Below are 25,848 nucleotides of genomic sequence, written 5' to 3'. Positions count from 1 at the left end.
CGGGGAGGAAACAATGACCATGGGAGCCACCCAGACCGATTCGATGCCGCCGGCGCGGCGCGGGGCCGTCCTCGCCCGGCCGCGCGTCGCCGGCGCCATTGCCGGCAGTCTGGCGCGGAATATCGTCACCGCGATCTTCGCCCCGCCGGGCAGCGGCAAATCCCGCGCGCTGGCCGACGCCCGGGCCGACCTCGCCGCCCGGCACGCCGCCGTCGCCTTCCTGTCCTGCACGCCGGATTGCGCCGATCCCGCGGTCTTCGCCGAAAGGCTGCGGCAGGCGGTGGGGGCGGCGGACGGCCCGCTCACGCCCGAGGCGGTGATCGAAGCCCTGCGCCCCGCACCCGGGCAGGAGGCCGCCTATCTCCTGATCGACGATTTCCACCATGCCGACCACAAGCCCCAGCGGCAATTGGTGGTCGAGAGTTTCCACCGCGCCGATGGCGCCATTCGCGTGCTGGCCACCGCCCGCCATCGCTTCCGCTGCGGCATGGGCAGCTTGCTGATCGACGGCAAGATGGAGGAGATCGGCCTCGCCGACCTCGCCTATGCGCCGTCGGAAGCCCGCGCCCTTTTCGCCGCTGCCCTCGCGCCCGAAGAGGAAAATGCGCTCGACACCATCATCCAGCGCGCCGATGGCTGGGCCGCCGCCCTGACGGTGGTGCATCGCCGGCTGGCGCGCGGCGAAAGCCTGCCCCAGATCGCCCGCGATTTTTCGGGCACGCTGCGCGAATTCACCGCCTATTTCGAGGATGCGGTCGCCCTGGTGCCGCAGGAAACCGCCGAACTCCTGCTCCTTCTCGCGCCTTTGGACGGGCTGAATGCCGATCTCGCCGAGGCGGTGACCGGCCGGCCCGCGGCCTTCGCGCTGATGCGGGCGGTCGATGCCTGCCCCTTCGTGACCGCGACCGGCAGCACCGGCTTCCGCCTGCACCCCCTGTTCCGCGACTATCTGACCGCGGTCGCCCGGGAACGCGACCCGGACCTGGTCAAGCTCGTCCTGATGACCGCGGCCGACTGGCACGAGGCGCGCCGCCATTGGGTGCTGGCCGCCACCTGCCGCCTGAAGGCCGGCCAGGGCGACGAGGCGGCGGCCCTGCTGTGCCGCCACGCCGACGATATCTTCGCCCGCGAAGGCAAGTCCGACGCGCTGATGCCCATGCTGGAACACCTGACGCCGACGATCCGGAAATCGCCGGACAACCTGTTCTGGATCAGCCGCAGCGTCGTCTTCCACGGCGATTTCCCCCGGGTGGCGCAATTGCTCGCCGATCCCGAGCGGATCTTCGGCGGCGGCAATTCGCTGCGCATGCGCCTGATCCAGATCCTGGTCGCCTTCGGTTTCGAGGAATTCGACCGCGTGCGCCAGGAAGGCTCGCGCTGGCTGATCGAAGCCGCGGATGCGCCGCCGATCGACCGCATCACCATCGCCATCGCGCTGGCCATGTCGGGCATGGCGCTGCTCGATCCGATCCGGGCGGCGGCGGCCCTCGACCTCGCCCGGGCCGAGGCCGCCCGCGGCGACAGCCAGTATCTCCGCGCCTGGATCGCCATCGTCGCCGCCCTGCACGCGCTTGACGGCGGCCTGCCGCTCGAAGCCCTGCGCCGCCTGGACGCGGTGCCGGCGGACATCGACCGCGGCAACGCCATCCGTCCCACCATCGAACTGGTCCGGGCCGCCGCCCTTCTCGACAGCGGCGCGGTCGAGGCGGCGGAACGGCTGATCGACCGCTATCTGGTCGCAGGGCTGCGCCACGGCGTCGCCGATACCGCGATCGCCGGGATCCGCGTCGCCATGGCCTCGAAGCTGCGCCGCGAGGGCATCGACGCCGCCCTGGCCCTGGCCAACGGCCTGGAGAACACCATCGAGCAGCGTTTCGGCCCGCGGGCGCGCAACCAGCTGCGGCTGCTGCGGATCGATGCCGCCCTCAGCCCCCGCGGCGGCCGCAGCGAGGGCAGCGGCCTGCGCCACCTCGCCGATCTCGACGTGCTGGCCCAGGCGAGCGTGCGCCACTGCCCCTCGATCGCGGAACAGATCCGCCTGGCCCTCGCCCGCCATCACCTGGCCCAGGGCGAGACGCGGCAGGTCATCGCCATCACCAGCACGATCATGGGCCCGGCGGCGACCAACCGGCGTTTCCGCGCCCATGCCGAAGCCTCGATCCTGCGCGCCGCCGCCCATCTCGCCGAAGGCGACAGCGGCCTGGCCATCAAATGCCTGTGGGCGGCGATCGAGCGCGCGGCGCCCGAGGGGCTGCACCAGTGCTTCCTCGACAATGCGATCCTGTTCCGCCTGCTGGCGCCGGCCCTGGCCGACCATGCCCGGCGCCTTGCCGGGCGGGTCGATCCCGCCTGCATCGCCCTTGCCGAGGCGATCGCTGATACCTGCGGCATCGCCGTCGCGGCGGCGGAGCCGGCCGCGGAGGAAGACGCGCCGGCGGAACCCCTGACGCCCGCAGAGGTCAAGGTCCTGACCCTGGCGGCCAGCGGCCTGAAGAACGCCGACATCGCAGCCCATATGCTGATCTCGCTGCCGACGATCAAATGGCACCTGCACAATGTCTTCAACAAATGGGAGGTGAAGACCCGGACCGCGGCCATCGCCAAGGCCCGGGCCAACGGCATCCTGGCCTGAGCCCCATCCTTGGTCGAGGTCGCGCCGCCCGCTTCGGCGATAAGGTTTGCCCGGCCGGCCGAAGGCGGCGGCGACCGACCGGGGAGGGATTTCAATGGTTACGATCGAAGCCTTGAGCGGCAGCGCGACGCGGCGCCTGTCGTGGGATACGCGGGTGTGGAAATTCTGCGCCTGGATGGGGCCGGTCTATATCGTCGGCTCGGTGATCGGCTTTGCCCTGATCGCCGGCTTCATGCCGCCGCCCGCCGCCCATTGGGGGCCGCAGGCGGTGGCGGACTTCTACACCGCCAACAGCCTGGGCATCCGCATCGGCATGGTGATCACCCTGCTGTTCCAGCCCCTCTACATCGTGTTCGCCGTCGCCATCGCCCAATTGATGCGCAAGGCCGAGGGCCGGTCGGCGGCACTGTCGACCATGCAGCTGATCGGCGCGGTGCTGACCTGGGTGATCATCGTCGTCGCCCTGTTCCTGTGGCTGACGGCGGCGTTCCGGCCCGAACTGCGCACGCCGCAGGACATCATGCTCCTGAACGATCTCGGCTGGATCACCATCGACGTGCAGATCACCTGCACCCTGCTCCAGTATATTCCCTTCGCCGTCCTGTTCCTGCGCGACCGGCGGGCAGCGCCGATCGTGCCGGCATGGCTGTGCTGGCTCACCTTCGCGGTCGGCGCGCTCTATATCTCCGACACGATGGTGCCCTTCTTCACCACCGGCCCCCTGGCCTGGAACGGCCTGATTTCCTTCTGGGCCGTCTACATCATGTTCTTCGTCTGGATCATTCCGGTCGCCTGCTACGTCATCCGCGGCGTCGACCGTTTCGCCGAGTGGGAGGACTGACCCCGCCCGGGGGCGTGATCTACAGGGTCACGCCCCCGCTGAGCATGACGGCCAGGGCGGCGGCCAGCCACAGGCCGGCGGCAAGGCGCAAGCCCCAGGGCGCAAGCCGCAAGTCCATGAAGTAATGCATGACCAGCGCCGCCTTGACCGCGGCGACCCCGGCGATCGCCGGCAGGGACCAGGCGAGGCCCGGGTGCTCGAACAGCCAGGCCGTGCCGCCGGTCAGGCCGGCGAGGACGATCCAGACGATGCCCAGTTCCTTCATGCGACACGCCCTCAGATCAGATAGAGAAGGGGGAAGATGACGAGCCACAGCACGTCGACGACATGCCAGTAGATGCCGAGGGCCTCGAGCCCGGGCGCCTGGCCGCATCTCGCGAGACGGCCGGCGAAGACATGGATCGCGACGATCCCGGCGACGACATGGAACAGGTGCAATATCGTGATCGCGAAATAATAGCCGAAGAAATCGCCGGGAACGGCCAGGGCCGCCGCCGCCGAATGGCGGTATTCGAACCCCTTCACGACCATGAACAGGGCCCCCCAGGCCATGGCCCCGCGCAGCAGCAGGGCGGCCCGCGCGGCGCGGCCGGCCCGCGCCTCGAGGACGGCAGCGGCCATGGCCCAGGAACTCGTCAGCAGGACCAGCGTATTGACCAGCCCGGGAAGCGGGTCGAGGCGGCCGCGGGCCGCGGCGAATTCGACCGGGGCCGCAAGCCTGTCGGCGGCGAAACTGCCGAACAGGGTGAGAAAGACGAGCGTATCGACGGCGAGCAGGATCCAGATGCCGATCCCGCCCGGCGGTTCGCGCCGGCCGTCCGTCCCGGACCGCGTTGGTACAAGCCGAGCTGTCATGATGCCTCCGATGACCGGCGCCCAGTCTCGCCGGCCGGCGCGCTTCGCCCCCCATCCTTGGTTCAGGGGGCCGCCGCCCCGGCCCGCCGACAATGGCCGCCCGGCACCACCAGCCCGCCACCGCAAGGAAGCCCCGCGCCATGACCGACACACCGCCCGCCGCCCGCCTCGACCTCGACGGCACCGGCCTTGCCGTCATCACCCTGAACCGGGGCGAGCGGGGCAACCCCTTCGGTTTCGAGATGGCCAGGGCGCTTCGCGACATCGCCCTGACCTGCGACGGCGATCCGGCGATCCGTGCCGTCCTGCTCAAGGCCGAGGGGCGGAATTTCTGCGTCGGCGGCGATCTCAACACTTTCGCCGCCGCCGGCAGCCTGTCCCGCGCGGTCCAGGACATGGTGTTCGATTTCCACGGCGCCCTGGCGAAACTGGCGCGCATGCGCAGCCCCCTGATCGTCGCCGTGCAGGGGGCCGCGGCCGGGGTCGGGGTTTCCCTGGTCGGGCTGGCCGATCTCGTCGTCGCCGGCGCCTCCGCCCATTTCACCACCGCCTATGGCGCCATCGGCTTTTCGACCGACGGCGGCATGAGCTACACCCTGCCCCGGCTGATCGGGCTGCGGCGGTTCCAGGAACTTTATCTGACCAACCGCCGCCTCGGCGCCGCCGAGGCCCAGGCGATCGGCCTGATCACCGAGGTCGTGCCGGACGAGACGGTGCAGGACCGCGCCCTGGCGCTAGCCCGGCAGATCGCGGCGGGGCCGACCGTCGCCTATGGCAAGCTGCGGCACTTGCTGCTGGCCAGCTATGGCAATGATTTCGAGGGCCATCTCGAAATGGAGGCGCGCCTCCTGGCCGAGGCCTGCCGCAGCGACGACGTGCAGGAAGGCATCGCCGCCGTCCTCGCCCGCCGCCGCCCGGCCTTCCAGGGCCGCTGAGCCCGCTCAGCGCCCGAGTTTCGCCCGGACCGCGGGCGGAACCCGGGCGAAATAATGGCCGACGGTGCGGGGCTCCACCTCGGGCTTCAGGCGCCACTGGCGGTCGAAATCGTCGCGCCGGTGGAAGGCCATGGGGGTCTCGCCATCGATCCCGTCCAGCCGGGCGGCGAAGGCCTCCAGCATGTCGCGCCGGGCGGCATCGTCGACATAGGGCACGGCATGGGCGAGGAAGGGCCGCATGACGTCGAAGCCGCAGAAGGCGAGGACGCCGTTCTGCAACGGCCAGAGATTGACCTCGAGATCGCCGTTGATGCCGTCCGGCGCCAGCATCTGGCCGAAGGCGGCGGTCGTGGTCGCGATCAGGGCGCGCTTGCCGGCAAGGCCGCCCTTGTCGTACCAGCGCCCGCCGCCATAGGCGAAATCGAGGGCGAAGACCCGGTCGATCCAGCCTTTCATGATCGCCGGCACCGAAAACCACCACAGCGGAAATTGCAGGATCAGCAGGTCGCAGCGGCGCAGCTTCTCGATCTCGGCGGCGATGTCGGGGGCAAAGCCCATGGCCGGCAGGGCCGCGCGCTGTTCCTTGTCGTAGCGCATGAAATCCGGGTCGTGGCGGGCGGTGAAATCCGTCGGGCGGGCGACCGGATCGAAATTCATCGCATAGAGGTCGGAAACCTCCACCGGCCAGCCCCTGGCGGCGCAGACCGCCCGCGCCCGGGCCAGCAGGGCGGCGTTGAACGATTGCGGTTCCATATGCGCATAGACGATCAGGACGTTCATCGCGACTCCCCCAGGTGACCGCCGGCAAGGATCGGTGCGATCAGCCCCGCCCTTCCCCACCGAAAGAAGGGGGTGAGCCGGCGCCCGGCTGCCGAAATGGCCGAAGCAAATCGCGGGGAAACGCCATGATCGATCTCGATGCCGCCTATCTTTCCGAGGAACACCGCATGCTGCGCCAGCAATTGCGCCGCTTCATCGAGACCGAGGTGCGCCCCGCCGCCCCGGCCTGGGAAGAGGCGGGCCGCATCCCGCCGGACGTGTTCCGGCGCATGGGCGAGCTTGGCTTTCTCGGCCTGTCGATGCCGGCCGAACTGGGCGGCGCCGGCTTCGACACCCTCGGCTCGGTCGTCTTCGGCGAGGAACTGGGGCGGTCCGGCTTCGGCGGCTTCGGCGCCGCGGTCACCGACCATGCCGATATCGCCGCCCCGGTCCTGCGCCGCAACGGCACGGCGGAACAGAAGGCCCGCTATCTTCCCGACGTCATCGCCGGCCGCCGGCTGATGGGCCTCGGCGTCACCGAACCGGGCGGCGGTTCCGATCTCGTCGCCATGAAGACGGTGGCCCGGCGCGATGGCGACCATTACATCCTGAACGGCCAGAAGACCTTCATCACCAATGCGCTCAGCGCCGATCTCTTCGTCACCGTGGCCCGCACCGATCCGGAGGCGAAGGGCGCCGCCGGCTTTTCCCTGTTCCTGGTCGAGAAGGGAACCCCCGGCTTCTCCATCGGCGCCGGCTTCCGCAAGACCGGCTGGCTGTGCTCCGACATGAGCGACCTGTTCTTCGACGACTGCAGCCTGCCGGCGGAAAACCTGCTGGGGCCGGAGCATCGCGGCTTCTACCTGATGATGCAGGGGATCGAGCACGAGCGCCTGTCGATCGGCAGCCAATGCATCGGCCTGGCCGAACGGGCGGTCGAGATCACGCTGCGCTGGCTGAAGGAGCGCCCGGCCTATCGCCGCACCCTGTGGGACCTGCAGGCCGTGCGCCATGAAATGGCGGCGATCAGCGCCGACCTGGCGGCGGCGAAACTGCTGGTCTATCACGCCGCGGCCCGCAAGAGCCGGGGCGAGGACGCCCGCCTCGAATCGACCATGGTGAAGGCGCTGGCGCCCGAGCGGCTGAAAGCGGCCGTCGATCGCTGCGTGCAGCTGCACGGCGGCCTCGGCTACATGCGCGAGGCCGAGATCGAGCGGATCTGGCGCGACACCCGCCCCCATTCGCTGGGCGGCGGCGCCTCGCACGTCATGCTCGACGAGATCGCCAAGCTGCTGTGACGGCGCCGCGGTCTTTCAGTCCCGGACGCGAAAGACCGCCCGCCCCTGGGCGACCGGGCCCTGGGGCCCGCACAGCCGCGCCTGGGCGAAGCCGATGCCGCCGTCGACATGGGTCAGCACCGCCTCGCTCTCGATCCAGTCGCCGAGCCGGCCGGGGGCGAGGAATTCCGTCGACAGGGTGACCGTGGGCGTGAAGGCGGCGCCCCGGCCGGCCGCGAGCAGCACCTGTTCGCCGAGGGCGACATCCATCACGGTCATGATCATGCCGCCGTGGCAGATACCGCCCGGGTTGCAGTGGCGCTGGGCGATGCGAAAGCCGACCTGGAACCGCCCGTCCGCCACCCGGCGGTAGAGCGGGCCGACCAGCGCCATGAAATCCGGCAGGTCATAGGCCGCGAAGCCGGGCGGCGCCGGCGCCGGCTCAGGCACCGGTGAACACCGGGCGGCGCTTCTCGAACAGGGCGCGCACACCCTCCTTGAAATCGGCGCTGGCCGCCGCCCGGTCCTGGAGCTTGGCTTCGAGCGCGATCCCTTCGCGAAGGGTGTTCAGGGCCGCGGCCCGGAAGCTCTGCTTGGTCAGGCCGAGGGCGAGCGGCGCCCGTTCGGCCAGGCGCCCGGCCCAGGCGATCGCCTCGGCCGCCACCGCGTCGGGCGCCGCGATCCGGTTGGCGAGGCCAAGCTCGAGGCAGCGCGCCGCCGGGATGCGCTCCGCCTCGATCGCCAGCTGATAGGCCCGGTGATAGCCGAGCTGGCGCACCAGGAGCACCGACAGCCCGCCGTCCGGCAGCAGGCCGATATTGGAGAAGACGGAACAGAAATAGGCATCCTCGCCCATCACCACGAGGTCGGAGACCAGGGCGAAAGCGACGCCGATCCCGGTGGCGAGGCCGTTGACGGCGGCGATCACCGGCTTGTTCATGGTCGCGATACTCTCGAGCAGGCCGCCGTATTCGACATTGACCAGATCCTCGATCGTCTTCTCCTCGTGCACCTCGCGAAGGTCGGTGCCGGAGCAGAAGGCCCGCCCCGCCCCGGTGAGGACGACCGCGCGCACCGCCTTGTCGTGGCCGGCCCGCATCAGCGCCGCCTGCAGGTCGCGGCGCAGGCTGCCGTCCAGCGAATTCAGGGCGTCCGGCCGGTTCAGGGTGATGACGGCGACGCCGGCCGCCGGCTGGTCGTAGAGAATGGTCATTCGCGGGCTCCATCAATGCCGGCCCCCAGAATCCGGCCCGCCCCCTCTCGCGCCCCCGACCATGGATGGGGCAGGATGGAAAGCCCGGGTGTTAGGCCGGACAGGAACAGCGGAGGTAACGATATGCGTGGCTTTCCCTTCGGCCGGGCCGAGGAGCATCTTCGCCATGTGCCGATGGTCGCGGCGCTCGGCCTGCGCTTCCTGGCGCTGGGGCCGGGCCGGGCGAGCATGGCCATGCCGCCCGTAGCGGCGACGCGCGGCACGGCGGACGGGCCGCCCCATGCCGGCGCCGTCGTCGCCCTGCTGGACCATCTGTCGAGCTGCGCGGTCTTCGCCGCCCTGGACCGCTATCGCCCGACCGCGACCCTCGACCTCCGTCTCGATTTCATGGCGCCCCCGGATGTCCCGGGCGAGATCACCGCGGGCGCCGAATGCCTGGCCCTCGACGGCGACGTCGCCCATGTCCGGGCCGAGGCGCGGCAGGCGGACGGGCGGCTGGTCGCCCTGTCGACCGCGGTCTTCATGATCGGCAATTTCCCCGGCACCTCGGCGGCCGAGGACGACCTCGCGCAGCCGGGCGGGCCCGCCGCCCTGCCGCCGGCGGACATGCTGTTTCCCGCGCTGTGCCGGATCGAGGACGATGCGGACGGCTACCGCCTGCAGCCGTGCCGGCACCTGATCGGGGCGACGCCCCTGCCGGCGCTGCACGGCGGCGCCATCGGCGCGCTGCTGCTCGAAGCCGCGACCCGCGCCGGCCGGGGCCGCCGCCTGCGCAGCCTGTCGATCCACTACCTGCGCCCGGCCCCGGCCGGCCCCCTGCTGGCCGCGGTGCGGACGGAACGGGACGGCCGGCGCGCCGCCAGCCTTGCCCTTGCCGCCCTGGAGCGGGCGGGCGGCCCGGCCCTCGCCCTCGGCCGGGCTTCCCTCGCGGATTAGGAATTGGCCTCCAGCCAGTCCTGGCGCAGGCGGAACTTCAGCACCTTGCCGGCGGCATTGCGTGGCAGGGCGGCGACGAAGGCGACCGATTTCGGCAATTTGTAGCGGGCGATCCGCCCGGCCATGAAGTCCAGGATTTCCGCCTCCGTCGCCGCCCCTGCCGGGCGCAGCACGACGGCGGCGCGCACCGCCTCGCCCCAACGCGTGTCGGGAACGCCGAAGACCGCGACCTCGGCCACCGCCGGATGCTCGACCAGGACGCGCTCCACTTCCGCCGGGTAGACGTTTTCGGCGCCGGTGATGATCAGGTCCTTCAGCCGGTCACGGATGAAGAGATAGCCCCGCCCGTCGACCGAGCCGGCATCGCCGGTCAGCAGCCAGCCGTCGCGGAAGGTTTCCGCCGTCGCTTCCGGCCGGCGCCAGTAGCGATGCATGAGCCAGGGCGCCCGCACCGTGATCTCGCCGATCTCGCCCGGGGCCACTTCGTTGCCCGCGGCATCGGCGATGCGGACGGCGCAGCCGGGCAGCACCCGCCCGCAGGCGGCCAGCAGGCCGCGCTCGCCATGGTCCGCCGGTTGCAGGACGGTGATGATATTGGTCTCGCTCATGCCGTAGCACTGGATGAACTCGACCCCGCCCATGACCGCCAGCGCCCGCGCCAGCAAGGGTTCCGGGATGGCGGAAGCACCGTAGAAGATGCGCCGCAGGGGGCTGAGATCGGCGCCCGCCCGCGCTTGCGCCTCGACCAGCATCTGGATGATGGCCGGTACCGCGACCAGGGCGCCGATGCCGCCGGCCACCGCCTGCAAGGCCGCCGCCGCATCGAAATCCCGTTGCAGGACGACGCCGATCCCCTGTGCCAGGGCGAAGGTCATCAGGTCGAAGCCCGCCATGTGGAACAGGGGGACGAGCACCATCATCTCCTCCCCCGCCGCGGGCAGGGCGACATGCCGGGCGAAGGTCCCGATCAGGGCGCAGAAGGCGCGATCGAGGTGGCAGACGCCCTTGGGCCGGCCGGTGGTGCCGCTGGTATAAAGCTGGACGACGTCGCCGTCACCCGCGCCCGGCAGGTCCGGGTCCGTGTCCGGCACGGTGCCGAGCCAGGCATCCAGCCCCGCCACCTCGACGGCGCGGCAAGACAGGCCGGCGGCCAGGGCACCATGGTCTGGCCCCCCATGTTCTGGCCCGACGAAGACGAGGGCGGCCGCGCCGTCGTCGAGGGTGAAGGCGACCTCGTCCGCCGCAAGGCGGAAATTCACCGGCAGAACCACGGCGCCCGCCTTCAGGATGCCGCCGACCAGGGCCGGGTAGAGCAGGCCGTTCTTGTCGAGAATGGCCACCCGCGTGCCGGGCGCGATACCGTCACGGATCAGGGCTTGCGCGATCCGGTTGGTCAGGCGGTCGAGGGCGGCGAAACTCAACACGCCGGCGCCGAGGCGCACCGCCGGCCGCTCGGCCCAGGCCGGATCGCGCAGGCGATAGACGTCGGACAATCGCGTCAAGGCGGTCATGGCGTGTTTTCCTCCCGATCTGTCGTCGTCGCCGGAACCGGCAGCGTCACGCCACCCGGCGCGACGCATCGTCCGGCTGCAACCGGGCCTCGATCCCTGCCGGCGGCAGGAAGCGCTCGCCGTAGAGCGCGGCCAGTTCCCGCGCCCGTTCGAGGAAGGCCCCGATGCCGCGCGAAATCGCATATTGGAACACGCCGCCGGTATGGACCGGGAAGCCGAAGGCGAGGATCGAGCCGATATTGCCGTCGCGCAGGCTGGTGACCACGCCTTCGTCCAGGCATTTCAGGGCTTCGATCACCATGCGGAACATCAGGCGGTCCTGCACGTCGCGATGCGGCATCGGGTTGTCGCCGCCGAAAAGCTCGCGCAGGCCCGGCCAGATCCGCTTGCTGCCGTCGGGGAAATAGTCGTAGAAGCCCGCCCCCTCCAGCCGGCCGGGACGGCCCTGGTCGCACATCAGGGCGCATAGTTCGCCGCAGACGCCGAAACTCTTCGCGTAATCGTCGCCGAGCTGGGCGTCGAGGTCCTGGTTGGTGCGCTGCGCCCGCAGCAGCATGGACATCATCACCTCGTCCTGGACCGACAGGGGACCGACCGGCATGCCGGCCTGTTTCGCCAGATTCTCGATCAGGATGGGGGCGACGCCTTCCTTCAGCAGGATGTCGCCCTCGTCGGCGAAGACGCTGAACACGCGCGAGGTATAGAAACCGCGGCTGTCACGGACCACGATCGGCGTCTTCCGGATCTGCTGCACGAAGTCGAAGGCGCGGGCCAGGCATTCGTCGCCGGTCGCCGTGCCGCAGATGATCTCGACGATGTTCATCTTGTCGACCGGCGAGAAGAAATGCAGGCCGATGAAATTCGCCGGCCGCGCCACCCCCGCCGCCAGCAGGGTGATGGGCAGGGTCGAAGTATTGGTCGCCACCACCGCCTCGGGGCCGAGCACGGCTTCCGCCTCGCGCAGCACCGATTGCTTGAGGGCGACATCCTCGAACACCGCCTCGATCACGAGGTCGCAGCCGGCCATGTCGGCGATCGCCGCGGTCGGCCTGATGCGGGCCAGCGTCTCGTCCCGCGCCGCCCCGGTCAGGCTGCCCTTGGCGACGCGCCGGGCCAGGATATCGGCGCTATAGGCCTTGCCCGCTTCCGCCGCCGCCTCGGTGACGTCGCGCAGCACCACTTCGATGCCGGCGGTGGCGGCGGCAAAGGCGATGCCGCGCCCCATCATGCCCGCGCCGAGCACGCCGATGCGCGCGACCTTGGCCTTGCCCGGGCCCTTGGGCCGGCTGGCGCCGCCGTTGATCTCGTTCATCTGGAAGAACATGCTGGTGATCAGGTTCTCGGTCACCGGGTTCAGCAGCAGGTCGAGGAAGCCCCGCGTCTCCACCGCCATGGCGGCGTCGAAGCCGATCTGGGTCGATTCCGCGGCCACCGCCAGGATGCGCTCGGCCGCCGGCAGCAGGCCCCGGGTCTTCTTGAAGATCATCGCCGGGAAGACCGACAGCATGGGCGCATTCTCGCCCGAGAACATCGAGCCGCCGGGAATGGCGTAACCCTTTCGCTCCCAGGGCTGCGCCGCCTCCGGGCCGGTCGCGAGCCAGGCCCGGGCGCGGGCGAGAAGATCGGCGGGATCGGCCGCCAGTTCGTCGACCAGGCCCTGCGCCAAGGCTTCGCGCGGGTCCAGGCGGCGGCCCTCGGTCAGCAGCGGCAGCGCCTTCAGCAGGCCGAGCATGCGGACGCTGCGGACCACGCCGCCGGCGCCGGGCAGGATGCCGAGGGTGACCTCGGGAAAGGCGAACTGGATCTTGCGGTCGTCGACGGCGATGCGGCGATGGCAGGCGAGCGCCAGTTCGAGGCCGCCGCCCAGTGCCGAGCCGTTCAGCGCCGCGACCACGGGCACGCCCAGGGTTTCGAGCCGGCGCAGGCGCGCCTTCAGGCCGTCGAAGAACTGCCGGGCGGCATGATAGCCCTGGTGGCGCAACGCCAGCAGTTTCTCGATGTCGCCGCCGGCGACGAAGGTCGCCTTCGCCGAGGTGACGATAACGCCCTTCAGTGCCGCCCTGTCGGCCTCGAGCCGGGCCAGGATCTCGTCCAGCGCGGCCGAGAAATCGTCGTTCATGACATTGACCGGCCGGCCGGCCATGTCGAAGCTCACCGTGGCGATGCCGTCGGTGCCGAGGTCGTAGGTAGCGTCGCGCATGATCGATCCTTTCCGTCAGACGCGCTCGACGATGGCGGCAATGCCCATGCCGCCGCCGACGCAGAGGGTGCACAGGCCGCGCTTCAGCCCGCGGCGTTCCAATTCGTCCAGCACCGTGCCGATCAGCATGCCGCCGGTCGCCGCGATCGGATGGCCGAGGGCGATGGCGCCGCCGTTCACGTTGACCTTGTCTTCCGGCACCTTGAGGTCGTCCATGAAGCGCAGCACGACCGAGGCGAAGGCTTCGTTCACCTCGAACAGGTCGATGTCGTCGACCGTCAGCCCGGCCTTGGCCAGCGCCTTCCGGGTCGCCGGCGCGGGGCCGGTCAGCATGATGGTGCGTTCGGTCGAGACCACGGCAGTGGCGACGATGCGGCCGCGCGGCGCCTTGCCGATCGCCTTGCCCGCCGCCGCGGAACCGATCAGGACCGCGCTGGCGCCGTCGACCACGCCCGAGGAATTGCCGGCGGTATGGACATGGTCGATGCGGTCGATCTGCGGATAGCGGGCGATCGCCACCGCATCCATGCCCATGTCGCCCATCCTGGCGAAGGAGGGCTTCAGGGCGGCCAGCCCGTCGAGGGTGGTGTTCGGCTTGATGAATTCGTCGCGCGCCAGGATGGTCTCGCCGAAGCGGTCGCGCACGGGGACCACGCTGCGCTCGAAATGGCCCGCCTGCCGGGCCGCCGCGGCGCGCTGCTGCGAGCGGAGCGCATAGGCGTCGACCGCCTCGCGGTCGTAGCCGCCGAGGGTGGCGATCAGGTCCGCCGCCACCCCTTGCGAGACATAGGAGGTGGCGCCCATCAGCTCAGGGTCCAGGGCATAGGCGCCGCCCGCCGCCCCCATGGGCACCCGCGACATGGATTCGACCCCGCCCGCGACGACGAGATCCTCCATCCCGCTCGCGACCTTGGCGAAGGCGATGTTCACCGCCTCCAGGCCCGAGGCGCAGAACCGGTCGAGCTGGAAACCGGGCACGCCGTCGTCCCAGCCCGCCATCAGCGCCGCCGCCTTGCCGATGGCGGCGCCCTGTTCGCCGGTTGCCGAGGCGCAGCCCATGACCACGTCCTCGACCAGCGCGGTATCGAGATCGTGGCGCAGGCGCAGCGCTTCCAGCAGATCGGCCAGCAGGCGCACCGGCTTCACCGAATGCAGGGCGCCGTCCTGCTTGCCCTTGCCCCGCGGCGTGCGAAGGGCGTCGTAGATATAGGCCGTGGCTGTCATGGCACTCTTCCTGATGATCCGTCGCCCCAATGTCCGCGCCGCCCCCGGCCCCTGCCCCCGACTTTCGGCCGGGCGCTCAGAGCGAGCGGCCGATCAGTTCCTTCATGATCTCGTTGGTGCCGCCGTAGATCCGCTCGATGCGGCCGTCGGCATAGAGGCGGCCGATCGGGTAATCCATCATGTAGCCATAGCCGCCGAAGAGCTGGAGGCAGCGGTCGACCACCTCGCTTTGCTTGTCGGTCAGCCAGAACTTGGCCATGCACAGAACCTCGGCGTCGGCGGTGCCGTCCCTCATGCGCTCGATGACGTGATCGGCGAGCAGGCGGCTGACCAGCGCATCGGTCTTGATCTCGGCCAGTTCGAAGCGGGTGTTCTGGAACTCGATGATGCGCTTGCCGAAGGCTTCCCGTTCCCTGGTGTAGTCGAGGGTGAGATCATAGGCGTATTGGACATTGGCGGCGCCGGCGACGGCGATCATCGCCCGCTCGTAGGGCAGTTGCTCCATCATCTGGTAGAAGCCCCGCCCCTCGACGCCGCCGAGCAGCGCGTCTTCCGGCACTTCGCAATCGTCGAAGAACAATTCGCAGGTGTCGGAATAATGCAGCCCGACCTTGTCCAGCCGCTGGCCGACGCGGAAACCCGCGGTCTTGGTGTCGAACAGGATCAGGGACATGCCCTTGGCCCGTTCCTTCGGGTCGGTCTTCACCGCGAGGACGAGAAGATCGGCGGTCGAACCGTTGGTGATGAAAGTCTTCGAGCCGTTGACCAGATAGCCGCCCTGGCAGCGGACTGCCTTGGTCCTGGTATTCTGCAGATCGGAGCCACCGCCCGGCTCGGTCATGCCCATGCCGGCGATCAGTTCGCCGGAACAGAGCCCGGGCAGCCAGCGCGCCTTCTGCTCCGCCGTGCCATAGGCTTCGACGTAATGGGCGGCGATCACATGGATCGAGCGGCAGGCGCGAAAGCAATTGCCGCCGCCGCGCACCAGTTCCATCGAGATCAGCGCCTCATGGGTGATGTCGCCGCCGATGCCGCCGTGTTCCTCCGCGACATCGGTGCAGAGAAGGCCGAGGTCGCCCGCGCGGCGCCAGAGGTCGCGGTCGATATGCCCCTGGTCGGACCATGCCTTGATCTTCGGCGTGATCTCGGCGCCGATGAAGCGCACCACGGTGTCGCGCAGGGCTTCGAGTTCGGCATTCATCCAGGGGCGGGGCGGAACGGGCATCTCAAGGTCTCCTTGCCGGTCGTCGGCATCGGCGCCGGCGGGGGCGCCTGCTCCATCCGCTCGTAGAGCACCGGCGCCGCCCTGCCCCCAACCTAAGGCGGGGGCGCACCCCCGGCGGCGACCGCGGCTTCGAGTTCGTCCAGCATCTCGCCGGTGAAGACTGCGAGGCGCTGCATGCTGGGCAGGGTGTCGCGGCAGCCGGTGAAGCCGATGTTCACCTCGTCGGCATAGCTCGACAGGGTGATGTTCAGGGCCTGGCCGTGGAACAGCACCGAGGGGCCGTAAAGCTGGTCGACCCGCGCGCCGTTGAAATAGAGGCGTTCCCGCGGCCCGGGCACGTTGGAGATGACGAGATTGGCCGCCGGCGGTGTCCGCCCGCCGAGGCCGAGGATGATCTGGGCCATGCCCGGCGCCTGCACCAGCAGCGTATAGGTGCCGAGAGCGGCGGCGGGCACCGCCTCGTGCCGGGCCTTGCCCGCCTCGGCCGAGCGCCGGACGGCGTCGAGCCGGGCCAGGGGCTCGGCGATCTCGGTATGGAGCCGGGCGTAGATGAAACCGATGGCGTTGCCGACGCTGGCGTCGCCCGCCGCCCTGACGTTCACCGGCACCTGGGCGACCAGGGAACGCGCCGGCAGCAGCCCCACCTCCGCCAGATAGCGCCGGATCGCCCCGCCGCAGAGGGTGAGGAAGATGTCGTTCACGCTGGCGCCGGTCGCCCGCGCCACCGCCTTGAAGCGCGACAGGGGATAATGCTGGGTGGCGAAGCGGCGCTGGGCGCCGATCCGGCCGTTGAACAGGGTCGCCGGCGCCTGATAGGGCGCGGTCGAGGCATCGTCCCCCTTCAGATAGGCGCCGACGGCGAAATCGACCATGCCGCCCGCCATCGCCGGCATGGCGTTCAACCAGCGGGCGAGGCCGCCGCCCTTGGCGCGCGGCCGTACCCGGTCACGGGCATGCAGCATGCCGACCGCCCAGGGCGGCTGCATGTCCCGCGCCTCGGCCGCGGGGGAGAAGGTGCGGGCCATCAGGCGCGCGGCGCCCACCCCGTCCAGCTGGCCGTGGTGCAGCTTCATGTAGATGGCGAAGCGGCCGCCTTCGAGGCCTTCGATGACATGGCATTCCCACAGCGGCCGGTGCTGGTCCAGGCGGTGCGAATGCAGGCGCGAGACCAGGATGCCCAATTCCCGCTCGCCGCCGGGCGCCGGCAGCGCCGAATGGCGCAGATGGTAGTCGAGGTCGATCGCGGATGCCTCCAGCTCCTCCCAATGGGGCAGCGGCCAGCGCCGGAGCCGGTAGTTGAAGGGCGGCGCGAAATCCCGGCTTGCGCGCCATTGCGCGACGAAATCGCCGACGAAGCTCGGCGGCGCGCCGGCGGGCGGCGAAAGAATGGCCAGGGGGCCGAAATGGGCATGCGCCTCGGGCGTTTCGGCAAAGAACCAGGCCGCATCGAAGGGCGGCATCGAGATTTTCTTCGGCATCGGTCGGATCGTCTCCCGGATGGGGGTGTGGCGATCACGCCCTGGAACGCGGTGTGATCTCGCAGGCGGGCGGGCACAAAGAAGCCCCGGGGCGCGTCATGGCGCCCCGGGGTGAGTTGGCGCACCGGTCCGGTGGAGGGCTCGGGGTGCGCGGGATCGGCCGTGTCAGGCGAAATCGATGTGCAGCGGCAAGGTCTTCGGCCCGTTGACGAACCAGGACTGGGACATGGTGGGTTCGCCGTCGAAGGCGACGGCTTTCACCCGCGGCAGCAATTCCTCGAACAGGATGCGCATCTCCATCTTGGCCAGGTGCTGGCCGAGGCAGAGGTGGGGACCGTAACCGAAGGCGACATGGCGGTTCGGCTTGCGGTCGACCTTGAACTGGTCCGGATCTTCGAACACGGTCTCGTCGCGGTTGCCCGAGGCGTAGCAGAGCATGAGCCAGTCGCCCGCCGCGATCTGCCGCCCGCCCAGGTCCGTATCCTCGGCGGCCGAGCGCATGAAATGCTTCACCGGCGTGGTCCAGCGGATCGCCTCGTCGACGAAGCTCGGGATCAGGGCGGGATCCGCCTTCAGCCTGGCCCATTGGTCGGGGTTCTCGCACAGCGCCCAGACGCCGCCCGCGGTCGAGGACGAGGTGGTGTCATGGCCGGCGGAGGCGACGATGATGTAATAGCTCATCGCCTCGAAATCGGAGATCGGCTGGCCGTCGACCTGGGCATTGGCGATCACGCTCGCCAGGTCGTCGCGCGGGTTGGCCCGGCGGTCGGCGGACAGGGCGCCGAAATAGGCGTTGAAATCGGCGGCGACCGCGGTCAGCGACTGGACATAGGCGGCCGGGTCGCTCAATTGCGCGCGGGCGGTGTCCGGGTCCTGGGGCGCGAAGATTTCCTGCGTCAGGCGCAGCATGCGGGGCTCGTCGTGTTCCGGCACGCCCAGGATCTCCATCACCACATGCAGCGGATAGGAGAGCGCGAAATCGGCGACGAAGTCGCAGCGCCCACCGCGCGCCGCCAGCTTGTCGACCGCGGCCCGGGCGATGATGCGGATCCGCTCCTCCAGCTTGCGCAGGTTCGGGGGCATGAACCACGATTGGGTCAGCAGCCGGTACTTCAGGTGATCCGGCTCGTCCATATGCACCAGGGTGCGCAGGAATTGCGGGCTGCCCCCGGTCATTTCGCGGATCTGGGCGTCGCAGAACCGGTCGACCATGGTCGAGGAGCGGCTGCCGTAGGGGAAGACGGCGGCGCGCTTGCCGATGTCCTGAATGTCGGCGTGGCGGGTGACCACCCAGAAGGGATCGAAGCCGTCGATCTCGGCAAGGCCAAGCGGCTGATGGGCGCGCAGCCAGCGATAGGTGTCGTGCAGCCGGTGGTCGGCATAGGCCGCGTGATCGACCAGGGCCCTGGCGACATCCGCCGGGATCCGCGGGTCCGCCGCCTGCTGTGCAACTGCCTGGTTCATGTTCCTCCCCCTTAGTGCCGTTGGAGATCTGTGCCGTCGGGCGGACGCTAGCGGCCCGCGCGAAAAGCGGCCCCGCCTTTGGTTCGGGCCGCATCCTGGACCGATCATCCGGGCCCCGCGCCGCCGGGCCCCCGTCCAAGGATGGGTATGGTCGCGATCCGTGCCGGCGTAGACTGGCCGGACATACCAACCATAAGCACAAGCGTGGCCGCCCGCGGCGGACCACCGGTCCGGGAGGCCGGTCAGTTCATGTTCGATTATGTGATCGTCGGCGCGGGTTCCGCCGGCTGCGTTCTCGCCAACCGCCTGTCGGCCGACCCCACGGTCAAGGTGGCCCTGCTCGAAGCCGGCGGGCGGGACTGGAATCCCCTGATCCACATGCCGTCCGGCACGTTCAAGCTGGTCGGCGGCCGCTCGGTCAACTGGCATTACGAGACCGAGCCCCAGGCCCATCTCGGCGGCCGGCGCCTGTTCTGGCCGCGCGGCAAGGTGCTTGGCGGCTCCTCCTCGATCAACGGCATGGTCTATATCCGCGGCCACCGCGCCGATTACGACAGCTGGGCCCAGGCCGGCTGCCGCGGCTGGTCGTGGGACGAGGTGCTGCCCTATTTCAAACGCTCCGAACACAACGAGCGCGGCGCCAGCGACGCCCACGGCCTGGGCGGCCCCTTGAACGTCCAGGATTACGCCGAGCCCAACCCGCTGACCGAGATCTTCTTCGCCGCGGGCGAAGAGGCCGGCCTGCCGCGCAGCCCGGATTTCAACGACGGCGACCACCTGCTCGGCCTCGGCCCCTATCAGCGCACCTGCAAGGACAACCGCCGCTGGTCGACCGCCCGCGCCTTCCTGGCCCCGGCGCAGGCGCGCCCCAACCTGACCGTCATCACCCGCGCCCAGGCGACCAGGGTGCTGATCGAGGGCGGCCGCGCCACCGGCGTCGAGGTGGCGCGCGGGCGCCGGCGCGAGACCATCCGCGCGTCACGGGAAGTCCTGCTGGCCGGCGGGGCGATCAATTCGCCCCAGCTGCTGCTGCTCTCCGGCATCGGCCCGGCCGACGACTTGCGCCGCCACGGCATCGCCGTCGCGCACGACCTGCCGGGGGTCGGCCGGAACCTGCAGGATCACCTCGGCATCGGCGTCTATTGCGATTGCCCGGCCGGCCTTTCCTATGACGAATTGCTCGGCCCCTGGGGCCAGGTCATGACGCTGGCGCGCTATATCCTTCGCCGCAAGGGACCGGGGGCGAGCCACGGCTTCGAGGCGGGCGGCTATGCCGCCTCGCGCCCCGGCCTGGAGGCGCCGGACCTCCAGTGCTTCCACCTGTCCAGCCTTGCCGTCGACCACGGCCGCCAGCACCTGGGGGCCAAGGGCTCGCAGATCGACTTCTACCCGACCCGGCCGGCCTCGCGCGGGTATCTGGCCCTGCGCTCGGCCGATCCCCTGGCCGCGCCCCTGCTCCAGCCGAATTACCTGGAGGCGGCGGAAGACCTGGACTGCATGATCGAAAGCATCCGCATCGCCCGGGATATTTTCGCCGCCCGGGCCTTCGACGGCTATCGCGGGCGGGAAATCCGCCCCGGCGCCGAGGTCAGCGGCCGGGCGGCGCTGGCCGATTACATCCGGGCCCGGGCGGAAAGCGCCTATCACCCGGTCGGCACCGCCCGCATGGGCAGCGATCCCGATGCCGTGGTCGATCCCGACCTGAAGGTCCGCGGTATCGGCGGGCTGCGCGTCGTCGATGCCTCGATCATGCCGACCCTGATTTCCGGCAATACCAATGCGCCGGTGATCATGATCGCGGAAAAGGCGGCGGCGATGATCGCCGCCGCCGCCTGAGGCTCAGGCCGCCGCCATCAGGGCGTCGCGCATCAGGCCGTGCACCAGGTTGATCGCCTTGAGGGGCCGGATCATCACCTTGAAATCGGTGATCCGGCCTTCGGCGTTCCAGCGGAACATGTCGATGCCGTTGATGGTGATGCCGTCGATCACGGTCTCGAATTCGAGCACCGCCGAATCGTCGTTCCACCAGCTGTTCCGATAGGTGAAACTCCCATTCGCCAGCACCTTATGCGCGGTCGCCAGATATTTCGTGGTGATCGCCTTGCCCGCCTGGGGGGTGTGGACGACCGGCGACTGGAACACCGCGTCCTCCGCCAGGATGGTGTCGAGGGCGGCCATGTCGCCGCCCTCGAACAGGGCGAGCCAACGGGTGAGGGGTTCGGGCTGCATGTTATCCTCCGCTTTTCCGCCATCCTAACACGGCGGGCGGCCCCGCGTCCCCGGTCAGACCAGGAAGGCGAGGTTGTAGAGGGGCTCCGCATTGTTCACCAGGACGACCTTCTTCAGGACCATGCGGAAACCGTCCGCCTCCCGCCGCAGGACATAGTCGTTGCGGGCGGCCCACAGGGTCTCGCCCTTGATGTTCGATTCATAGATGAAGGCGTTGCAGCCGGCGGTGACCGTATCCCCCGCCGTCTCCAGGATCTCGATATTGGAGATGAGCCGGCGCAGGCGCGACTTCGGCGTCTGGCTGTAGCGCCGCCCGGTCATGAGCTGGCGCACGCGCAGGCCGATGCGCGAGCGGTTGTCGTAAAGGATCGACATTTCCATCTCGGGATTGCCGCCGTCACCGTTGGCCGGCACCCAATAGATGCCGTCGTCGGCCCAAAGCGCCTCCCAGTCGGCGTAACGATGCTCGTCCTGCAAGCGGGCCTCGCGGTAGATGAACTGGCCGACATCCTGCAGCAAGGCGAAATCCTGGGTCCCGACCGGCATCACGCGGCCTCCATCAGCGAACGATAGTGGCGCCAGATGCCGCGGGTCGTGGTCTCGTCGGTGGCGCAGCCGACGAGGTAACCCTGTTCGTCCTGGCGCTCGCGGTGGCGGCCCCGCCCGATGTAGAGCCATTCGGGATTGGACAGGCCGACGCCGATCTGCGTCCCCTCGTACATCACCGCATCGTCGGCAAGCAGGAAGCCGGCCGGCCCGACCGAGCCCATGGTCTGCTGGCGCAGGCGGCGGTTGATGTCGGGCGCGCCCTTGAACTGGAGCGCGGTCACATGCTGCACGGTCTGGTCGACCGCCAGCGGCTGGATCGAGAACAGCTGGATCTCGGCGATGAAGAGATTGGGGTAGATCATGACGTGGGGCACGCCGTCGATCATGATCTCGCGCGCCTTGTCCTCGCCGTAAGCCTCGTTCATACGGGCGACATAGTCGGGCAGGCGGGCCGGGGTGGTGCCGAACCAGCTCAAGGGTTCGGCGCGCTTGCGGAATTCGGGCCGGAGATCGATCTCGGTATGGCCGTTGCCGAGATAGCGCGCCAGCGACAGGGACTTGTCGCCATAGAGTTCGGTGATGCGGCTGCCCGAGACCTGGAAGATCGAGGAATGGACGAAACCGGGGTGGTAGCCGTCGGTCTCGTTCTCGACCACGAATTTCCAGTTCGCCTTCACCTTGTGCTTCAGGAAGCCGCAGGTCAGTTCCACCTCGCCGGTCGGCGAATTGCGGCACACCTCATCGATGATGCCCTTGGCGGCCCCCAGGTGCTCGTCCAGGCTCGGCCCCTCGGCCGCCATGGAGGCGAAGACGAAGCCGCGATAAGCCTCGACCCGCGCCACCCGGCCGAGGCCGAGCCCCTCCCGGTCCACCCCCTCGTAACCCGAGGGGAAGGGCATGCCGCGCATGCTGCCGTCGGCGTTGAAGGTCCAGCCGTGATAGGGACAGGTGAAACTGCGCGCCGTGCCCCGTTCCGAAACGCAGACATGGTTGCCCCGGTGCGGGCAGCGGTTGTGCAGCAGGCCGACCTTGCCGTCGCGGCCCCGGATCATCAGCACGGGCTCGGGCCCGACCGACTTCATGACATAATCGAAGGGCTTGGGCACTTCGCTCTCATGGCCGACATAGACCCAGGTCCGGCGCCAGATCCGCTCCAGTTCCAAAGCATAGATCGCCGGATCGGTATAGAGCGAGCCGTGGACGCGGTCGGCCTCGATCAGGGCGTCCCAGTCGATCGGCCTTTCGATCGGCCCGGCCGGCACGGCCGGTGGGCGGGCGGCAACATGGCTGTTCATGCGGTCCTCCGGCTGGGTGCCTGGCGCACCCTTGGTTCTGTCAGCGCCCGCAATTAATAGACCGACGCGTCGGTCTATGTCAATAAGCGATCGGTCGGCGACGGCGGGGCCGCTTTACAAGGCGGCGTCGTTCATGCGACAGGCTTTGGAGACCATTTGGAAACCCGGCCGGGTTTCCAAATGGTCTCTTAGCGAAAAACAGCCGAGGGGGATCGATGCCGCGCATCCGGGCCGACGATTACGACGCGAAACAGCGGGCCATTCTCGACAATGCGGCCGCGCTGTTTGCCGCCGTCGGCTATCCGAACGCGAAGATGCTGGAGATCGCCAAGGTCTGCGGCGCAACCAAATCGATGCTCTATCACTATTTCGCGACCAAGGACGACCTGCTCTTCGCCCTGCTCAGCGAGCATCTGGAACGCCTGATCGCCGATGCCGACGACGTGCTCGACGCGGCGGGGCCGGCCGAAGGGCGCTTCACCCGCTTCGTCGAACTCTATGTCCGGAAGTCGGCGGAATCGCGCCAGCGCCACGTCAGCGCCATGAACGATGCGAAATTCCTGCCGGCGCCGTTGCAGGCCCGGATCCATGACCTCGAGGCCCAAGTGGTCGCCCGCGTCGCCGCCCTGCTGCGCCCCCTGAAGCCCGGCCTCGGCGACGATCTCTACAAGCCCTATGCCCTGCTCCTGCTCGGCATGCTGAACTGGACCGACTATTGGTACGACCCGGCCGGCCGGATCCCGCCCGACGACCTGCGCGACCGGATTTCCGGCCTCTTCCTCGCCGGCTTCCTGGCCGCCGCGCCGGGGTAGGCTCACAACGCTTATAATTACAGTCCGACGCGTCGGTTTATCTTGACTTCGCGTGGCTGCGCCTGCTTCCTGAACGCCCACCGGGGCAGACGAGGAGGCAAGAGCGCCATGATCCTGATCAGCACGCGGCCGGAGGACGGCGTCGTCCTTCTGCAATTGAACCGGCCGGCGGCGCGGAACGCCCTCGATCTCGAGCTGCGCCGCGCCCTGGCCGCCGCATTCGACGCGCTGGCCGATGATCCCGCCGCCCGCGCGGTCGTCGTCACCGGCAATGACGAAGCCTTCGCCGCCGGCGCCGACATCGCCATGCTCGCCACCCGCAGCCCGCGCGAGGTCGAGGCGCTGGGCCTGCACCGGCTGTGGCGCAGCATCGCCGAGTTCCCGAAGCCGGTGATCGCCGCGGTCAACGGTTTCGCCCTGGGCGGCGGCTGCGAACTGGCCATGCATGCGGACCTGATCGTGGCCGGCGAGGGGGCGAAATTCGGCCAGCCGGAACTGAAGGTCGGCATCATCCCGGGGGCGGGCGGGACCCAGCGCCTGGTCCGCCTGATCGGCCGCACCCGGACGATGCGCCTGCTGCTCTCGGGCGAGATGATCTCGGGCCGCGAGGCCTTCGACTGGGGCCTCGCCAGCCATCTCGCCGCCGACGAGGAGGTCCTGGCCACCGCCCTGCGGCTGGCGGCGCGCATCGCCGCCCTGCCGGCCGGCGCCTGTGCCCTGGTCAAGGAGCTTGTGCTCCAGGCCGCCGACCTGCCGCTCGATGCCGCCCTCGCCCTCGAACGCAAGAGTTTCTGGCTGAGCTTCGACACCCCCGACCAGCGCGAGGGCATGGCCGCCTTCCTCGAAAAGCGCCGGCCCCGCTTCAACGGGACTGATCCGGCCTGACCCCCGTCAGCGCGCCGCCTCCGGGGTCAGCAGCGACAGGCCGAGGGCGGCGCGCCGGACCAGCCAGGGGCTGGGGCGATAGCGGGGATCGCCGGTCGCCGCCTGCATCCCGCGCAGAATGTCCAGGATACGCCCGGCGCCGATGCGGTCGCCCCAGGCCAGCGGCCCGGCCGGATAGCCGAGGCCGAGTTTCACCGCATCCTCGATATCGGCGACGGCGGCGATGCCGCGCCCGGCGATGGCGCAGGCGATATTGACGATCGCCGCCAGCACCCGCTGGCTGACGAAGCCCGGGCTGTCGTTGATCACCGTCACCCCGGTGCCGTCGGCCCCCAGCAGGGCCTGGGCCGCATCCCGCGCCCCGGCCCCGGTGACCGCGGTCAGCATCAAGGTCCGGTGGCGGTCGAGCCCGGGCAGCGGATCGACGGCGACACAGCGCGCGGCATCGAGGCCGAGGGCAAGGGCGGCCGCCGTCGCCTCCCCGCCCCAGGGCTGGATCAGTTGAAGGTCGGCCGCCGCCGCCCGTTCGGCGATCCTTGCGCCGGCCGCCTCGACCAGGGCGGCCAGGGCGCCGTGGTCCGCCGCCGCGGGATCGATCCAGACCGCGACCGGCCCGGGCAGGGGCGGCAGGGGCGCCGGTTCCGGCACCCGGGCCGTGCCGCCGTCGTAGCGATACCAGCCCTCGCCGCTCTTCCGGCCATAGAGACCGGCGGCGACCCGCGGCGGCACCAGGGACGACGGGCGATAGCGCGGGTCCTGCTGGAACTGGTCGTAGATCGAGGTCATGACCTTGCCCGAGACGTCGAGACCGGTCAGGTCCATCAATTCGAAGGGCCCCATGCGAAAGCCCGCGGCCTCGCGCAGGATCCGGTCGACCGCGGCCGGCGTCGCCACGCCCTCCTCGACGATGCGCAAGCCTTCGGTATAGAGGCCGCGGCCGGCGTGATTGACCAGAAAGCCGGGCTGGTCCGCCGCGACCACCGCCCGATGGCCGGTCGCCGCCACCAGGGCGCGCAGCCTTTCGACCGCCGCCGCCCCGGTGCGCACCGCCGCGATCACCTCGACCACCTTCATCAGGGGGACCGGATTGAAGAAATGCAGGCCGGCGACCCGCTCGGGCCGGGTGCAGGCGGCGGCGATCTCCGCCACCGTCAGGGACGAGGTATTGGTCGCCAGGATCGTATCGTCCGCGACCACACCTTCAAGCGCGCGGAACAGGTCGCGTTTCACCGCGAGGTCTTCGACCACCGCCTCGACGACGACGGCGCAGGGCGACAGCGCCGCCAGGTCGTCCGCCGCCGCCAGGCCGGCCACCGCCCGGTCCCGTGCCGCCCGGGTCAGGCGGCCCTTGCCGTGCAGCAGGTCGAAGGTCGCGGTCACCGCCTGCACCGCCGCCGCCGCCGCGCCCGGGGCGGCATCGAAGGCGAGCACGGGGAAACCGGCCTGGGCGAACAGCTGAAGGATGCCGCGCCCCATGGTGCCGGCGCCGACGACACCGATGGCCGGGAAAATCTGCACTGTCATGGTC

The 25,848-nt window shown here is 69.9% G+C and carries 23 protein-coding genes; 8 read left to right on the top strand and 15 right to left on the bottom strand.

What is annotated here, in order from left to right; genetic code table 11:
• The first annotated feature begins 13 nt into the window (after positions 1 to 13).
• Together DKG75_RS08545 and DKG75_RS08540 are read left to right on the top strand one after the other, a co-directional pair.
• Complete coding sequence (locus DKG75_RS08545) at positions 14 to 2,632, top strand: winged helix-turn-helix domain-containing protein (RefSeq protein WP_109920662.1); 2,619 nt, start codon at positions 14 to 16, stop codon at positions 2,630 to 2,632.
• A gap of 94 nt (positions 2,633 to 2,726) precedes the next feature.
• A complete protein-coding gene (locus DKG75_RS08540) occupies positions 2,727 to 3,473 on the top strand; it encodes a DUF4386 family protein (RefSeq protein ID WP_109920661.1) in 747 nt (248 codons plus the stop codon).
• 19 nt (positions 3,474 to 3,492) lie between these two features.
• Here the strand turns inward: DKG75_RS08540 and DKG75_RS08535 are convergent, their stop codons facing one another.
• Positions 3,493 to 3,738 carry a cytochrome C oxidase subunit IV family protein gene (locus DKG75_RS08535; protein ID WP_166646404.1) on the bottom strand — a complete coding sequence of 82 codons (246 nt, stop codon included), beginning with the start codon at positions 3,736 to 3,738 and terminating at the stop codon, positions 3,493 to 3,495.
• Between the two features lie 11 nt (positions 3,739 to 3,749).
• Positions 3,750 to 4,328: a cytochrome c oxidase subunit 3 gene (locus tag DKG75_RS08530; RefSeq protein ID WP_109920660.1), complete on the bottom strand. Its 579-nt coding sequence runs from the start codon at positions 4,326 to 4,328 to the stop codon at positions 3,750 to 3,752.
• Positions 4,329 to 4,468: 140 nt separating this feature from the next.
• Between DKG75_RS08530 and DKG75_RS08525 the strand changes: the two genes are divergently transcribed.
• Positions 4,469 to 5,263, top strand: coding sequence for an enoyl-CoA hydratase/isomerase family protein (locus DKG75_RS08525; RefSeq protein WP_109920659.1), 795 nt, complete (start codon positions 4,469 to 4,471; stop codon positions 5,261 to 5,263).
• A gap of 6 nt (positions 5,264 to 5,269) precedes the next feature.
• Here the strand turns inward: DKG75_RS08525 and DKG75_RS08520 are convergent, their stop codons facing one another.
• Positions 5,270 to 6,043 (bottom strand): NAD(P)H-dependent oxidoreductase, encoded by a 774-nt coding sequence (locus tag DKG75_RS08520; protein WP_109920658.1) that lies wholly within the window; start codon positions 6,041 to 6,043, stop codon positions 5,270 to 5,272.
• Between the two features lie 125 nt (positions 6,044 to 6,168).
• On the opposite strand from DKG75_RS08520, the gene DKG75_RS08515 reads away from it, so the two are divergent.
• Positions 6,169 to 7,320 carry an acyl-CoA dehydrogenase family protein gene (locus DKG75_RS08515; protein WP_109920657.1) on the top strand — a complete coding sequence of 384 codons (1,152 nt, stop codon included), beginning with the start codon at positions 6,169 to 6,171 and terminating at the stop codon, positions 7,318 to 7,320.
• A gap of 15 nt (positions 7,321 to 7,335) precedes the next feature.
• Here DKG75_RS08515 and DKG75_RS08510 read toward each other — a convergent pair whose 3' ends face one another.
• Both DKG75_RS08510 and DKG75_RS08505 read right to left on the bottom strand, forming a co-directional pair.
• On the bottom strand, positions 7,336 to 7,749 hold the full coding sequence (locus tag DKG75_RS08510) for a PaaI family thioesterase (protein WP_109920656.1): 414 nt from the start codon (positions 7,747 to 7,749) through the stop codon (positions 7,336 to 7,338).
• Positions 7,742 to 8,512, bottom strand: a complete 771-nt coding sequence (locus tag DKG75_RS08505; RefSeq protein ID WP_109920655.1) for an enoyl-CoA hydratase/isomerase family protein — start codon at positions 8,510 to 8,512, stop codon at positions 7,742 to 7,744. The genes DKG75_RS08510 and DKG75_RS08505 overlap by 8 nt, the downstream gene beginning before the upstream one ends.
• A gap of 123 nt (positions 8,513 to 8,635) precedes the next feature.
• Between DKG75_RS08505 and DKG75_RS08500 the strand changes: the two genes are divergently transcribed.
• Entirely contained in the window at positions 8,636 to 9,448 is an 813-nt protein-coding gene (locus DKG75_RS08500) for a PaaI family thioesterase (protein WP_166646405.1), read from the top strand.
• Here the strand turns inward: DKG75_RS08500 and DKG75_RS08495 are convergent.
• The 6 genes from DKG75_RS08495 to DKG75_RS08470 form a co-directional block, all read right to left on the bottom strand.
• Complete coding sequence (locus DKG75_RS08495; protein ID WP_166646406.1) at positions 9,445 to 10,959, bottom strand: AMP-binding protein; 1,515 nt, start codon at positions 10,957 to 10,959, stop codon at positions 9,445 to 9,447. The genes DKG75_RS08500 and DKG75_RS08495 overlap by 4 nt on opposite strands.
• 46 nt (positions 10,960 to 11,005) lie before the next feature.
• Positions 11,006 to 13,159, bottom strand: coding sequence for a 3-hydroxyacyl-CoA dehydrogenase NAD-binding domain-containing protein (locus tag DKG75_RS08490; protein WP_109920652.1), 2,154 nt, complete (start codon positions 13,157 to 13,159; stop codon positions 11,006 to 11,008).
• Positions 13,160 to 13,174: 15 nt separating this feature from the next.
• The gene (locus tag DKG75_RS08485) at positions 13,175 to 14,383 is read right to left on the bottom strand and encodes an acetyl-CoA C-acetyltransferase (RefSeq protein WP_109920651.1); all 1,209 of its coding nucleotides are present in this window, start codon (positions 14,381 to 14,383) and stop codon (positions 13,175 to 13,177) included.
• Between the two features lie 76 nt (positions 14,384 to 14,459).
• On the bottom strand, positions 14,460 to 15,608 hold the full coding sequence (locus DKG75_RS08480) for an acyl-CoA dehydrogenase family protein (RefSeq protein ID WP_109920650.1): 1,149 nt from the start codon (positions 15,606 to 15,608) through the stop codon (positions 14,460 to 14,462).
• Positions 15,609 to 15,700: 92 nt separating this feature from the next.
• The gene (locus DKG75_RS08475; protein ID WP_109920649.1) at positions 15,701 to 17,086 is read right to left on the bottom strand and encodes a WS/DGAT/MGAT family O-acyltransferase; all 1,386 of its coding nucleotides are present in this window, start codon (positions 17,084 to 17,086) and stop codon (positions 15,701 to 15,703) included.
• A 165-nt stretch (positions 17,087 to 17,251) separates the two neighbouring features.
• A complete protein-coding gene (locus DKG75_RS08470; RefSeq protein WP_109920648.1) occupies positions 17,252 to 18,550 on the bottom strand; it encodes a cytochrome P450 in 1,299 nt (432 codons plus the stop codon).
• A 249-nt stretch (positions 18,551 to 18,799) separates the two neighbouring features.
• On the opposite strand from DKG75_RS08470, the gene DKG75_RS08465 reads away from it, so the two are divergent.
• Positions 18,800 to 20,386, top strand: a complete 1,587-nt coding sequence (locus DKG75_RS08465; protein ID WP_109920647.1) for a GMC family oxidoreductase — start codon at positions 18,800 to 18,802, stop codon at positions 20,384 to 20,386.
• 3 nt (positions 20,387 to 20,389) lie between these two features.
• On the opposite strand, the gene DKG75_RS08460 is transcribed toward DKG75_RS08465, so the two are convergent.
• The 3 genes from DKG75_RS08460 to DKG75_RS08450 are packed head-to-tail and all read right to left on the bottom strand — an operon-like array spanning position 20,390 to position 22,623.
• Positions 20,390 to 20,779 carry a nuclear transport factor 2 family protein gene (locus DKG75_RS08460; protein ID WP_109920646.1) on the bottom strand — a complete coding sequence of 130 codons (390 nt, stop codon included), beginning with the start codon at positions 20,777 to 20,779 and terminating at the stop codon, positions 20,390 to 20,392.
• A 54-nt stretch (positions 20,780 to 20,833) separates the two neighbouring features.
• Positions 20,834 to 21,325, bottom strand: a complete 492-nt coding sequence (locus DKG75_RS08455) for an aromatic-ring-hydroxylating dioxygenase subunit beta (protein ID WP_109920645.1) — start codon at positions 21,323 to 21,325, stop codon at positions 20,834 to 20,836.
• Entirely contained in the window at positions 21,325 to 22,623 is a 1,299-nt protein-coding gene (locus DKG75_RS08450) for an aromatic ring-hydroxylating oxygenase subunit alpha (RefSeq protein ID WP_109920644.1), read from the bottom strand. The genes DKG75_RS08455 and DKG75_RS08450 overlap by 1 nt, the downstream gene beginning before the upstream one ends.
• A 215-nt stretch (positions 22,624 to 22,838) precedes the next feature.
• Between DKG75_RS08450 and DKG75_RS08445 the strand changes: the two genes are divergently transcribed.
• Both DKG75_RS08445 and DKG75_RS08440 read left to right on the top strand, forming a co-directional pair.
• The gene (locus DKG75_RS08445; RefSeq protein ID WP_109920643.1) at positions 22,839 to 23,435 is read left to right on the top strand and encodes a TetR/AcrR family transcriptional regulator; all 597 of its coding nucleotides are present in this window, start codon (positions 22,839 to 22,841) and stop codon (positions 23,433 to 23,435) included.
• Positions 23,436 to 23,543: 108 nt separating this feature from the next.
• On the top strand, positions 23,544 to 24,320 hold the full coding sequence (locus tag DKG75_RS08440; protein ID WP_109920642.1) for an enoyl-CoA hydratase-related protein: 777 nt from the start codon (positions 23,544 to 23,546) through the stop codon (positions 24,318 to 24,320).
• Positions 24,321 to 24,326: 6 nt separating this feature from the next.
• On the opposite strand, the gene DKG75_RS08435 is transcribed toward DKG75_RS08440, so the two are convergent.
• A complete protein-coding gene (locus tag DKG75_RS08435; RefSeq protein ID WP_109920641.1) occupies positions 24,327 to 25,844 on the bottom strand; it encodes a 3-hydroxyacyl-CoA dehydrogenase in 1,518 nt (505 codons plus the stop codon).
• Positions 25,845 to 25,848: the final 4 nt, after the last annotated feature.

The organism is Zavarzinia compransoris (assembly GCF_003173055.1).
Classification (GTDB): Bacteria; Pseudomonadota; Alphaproteobacteria; order Zavarziniales; family Zavarziniaceae; genus Zavarzinia; species Zavarzinia compransoris.
This window is presented reverse-complemented; position numbering and strand designations above follow the sequence as displayed.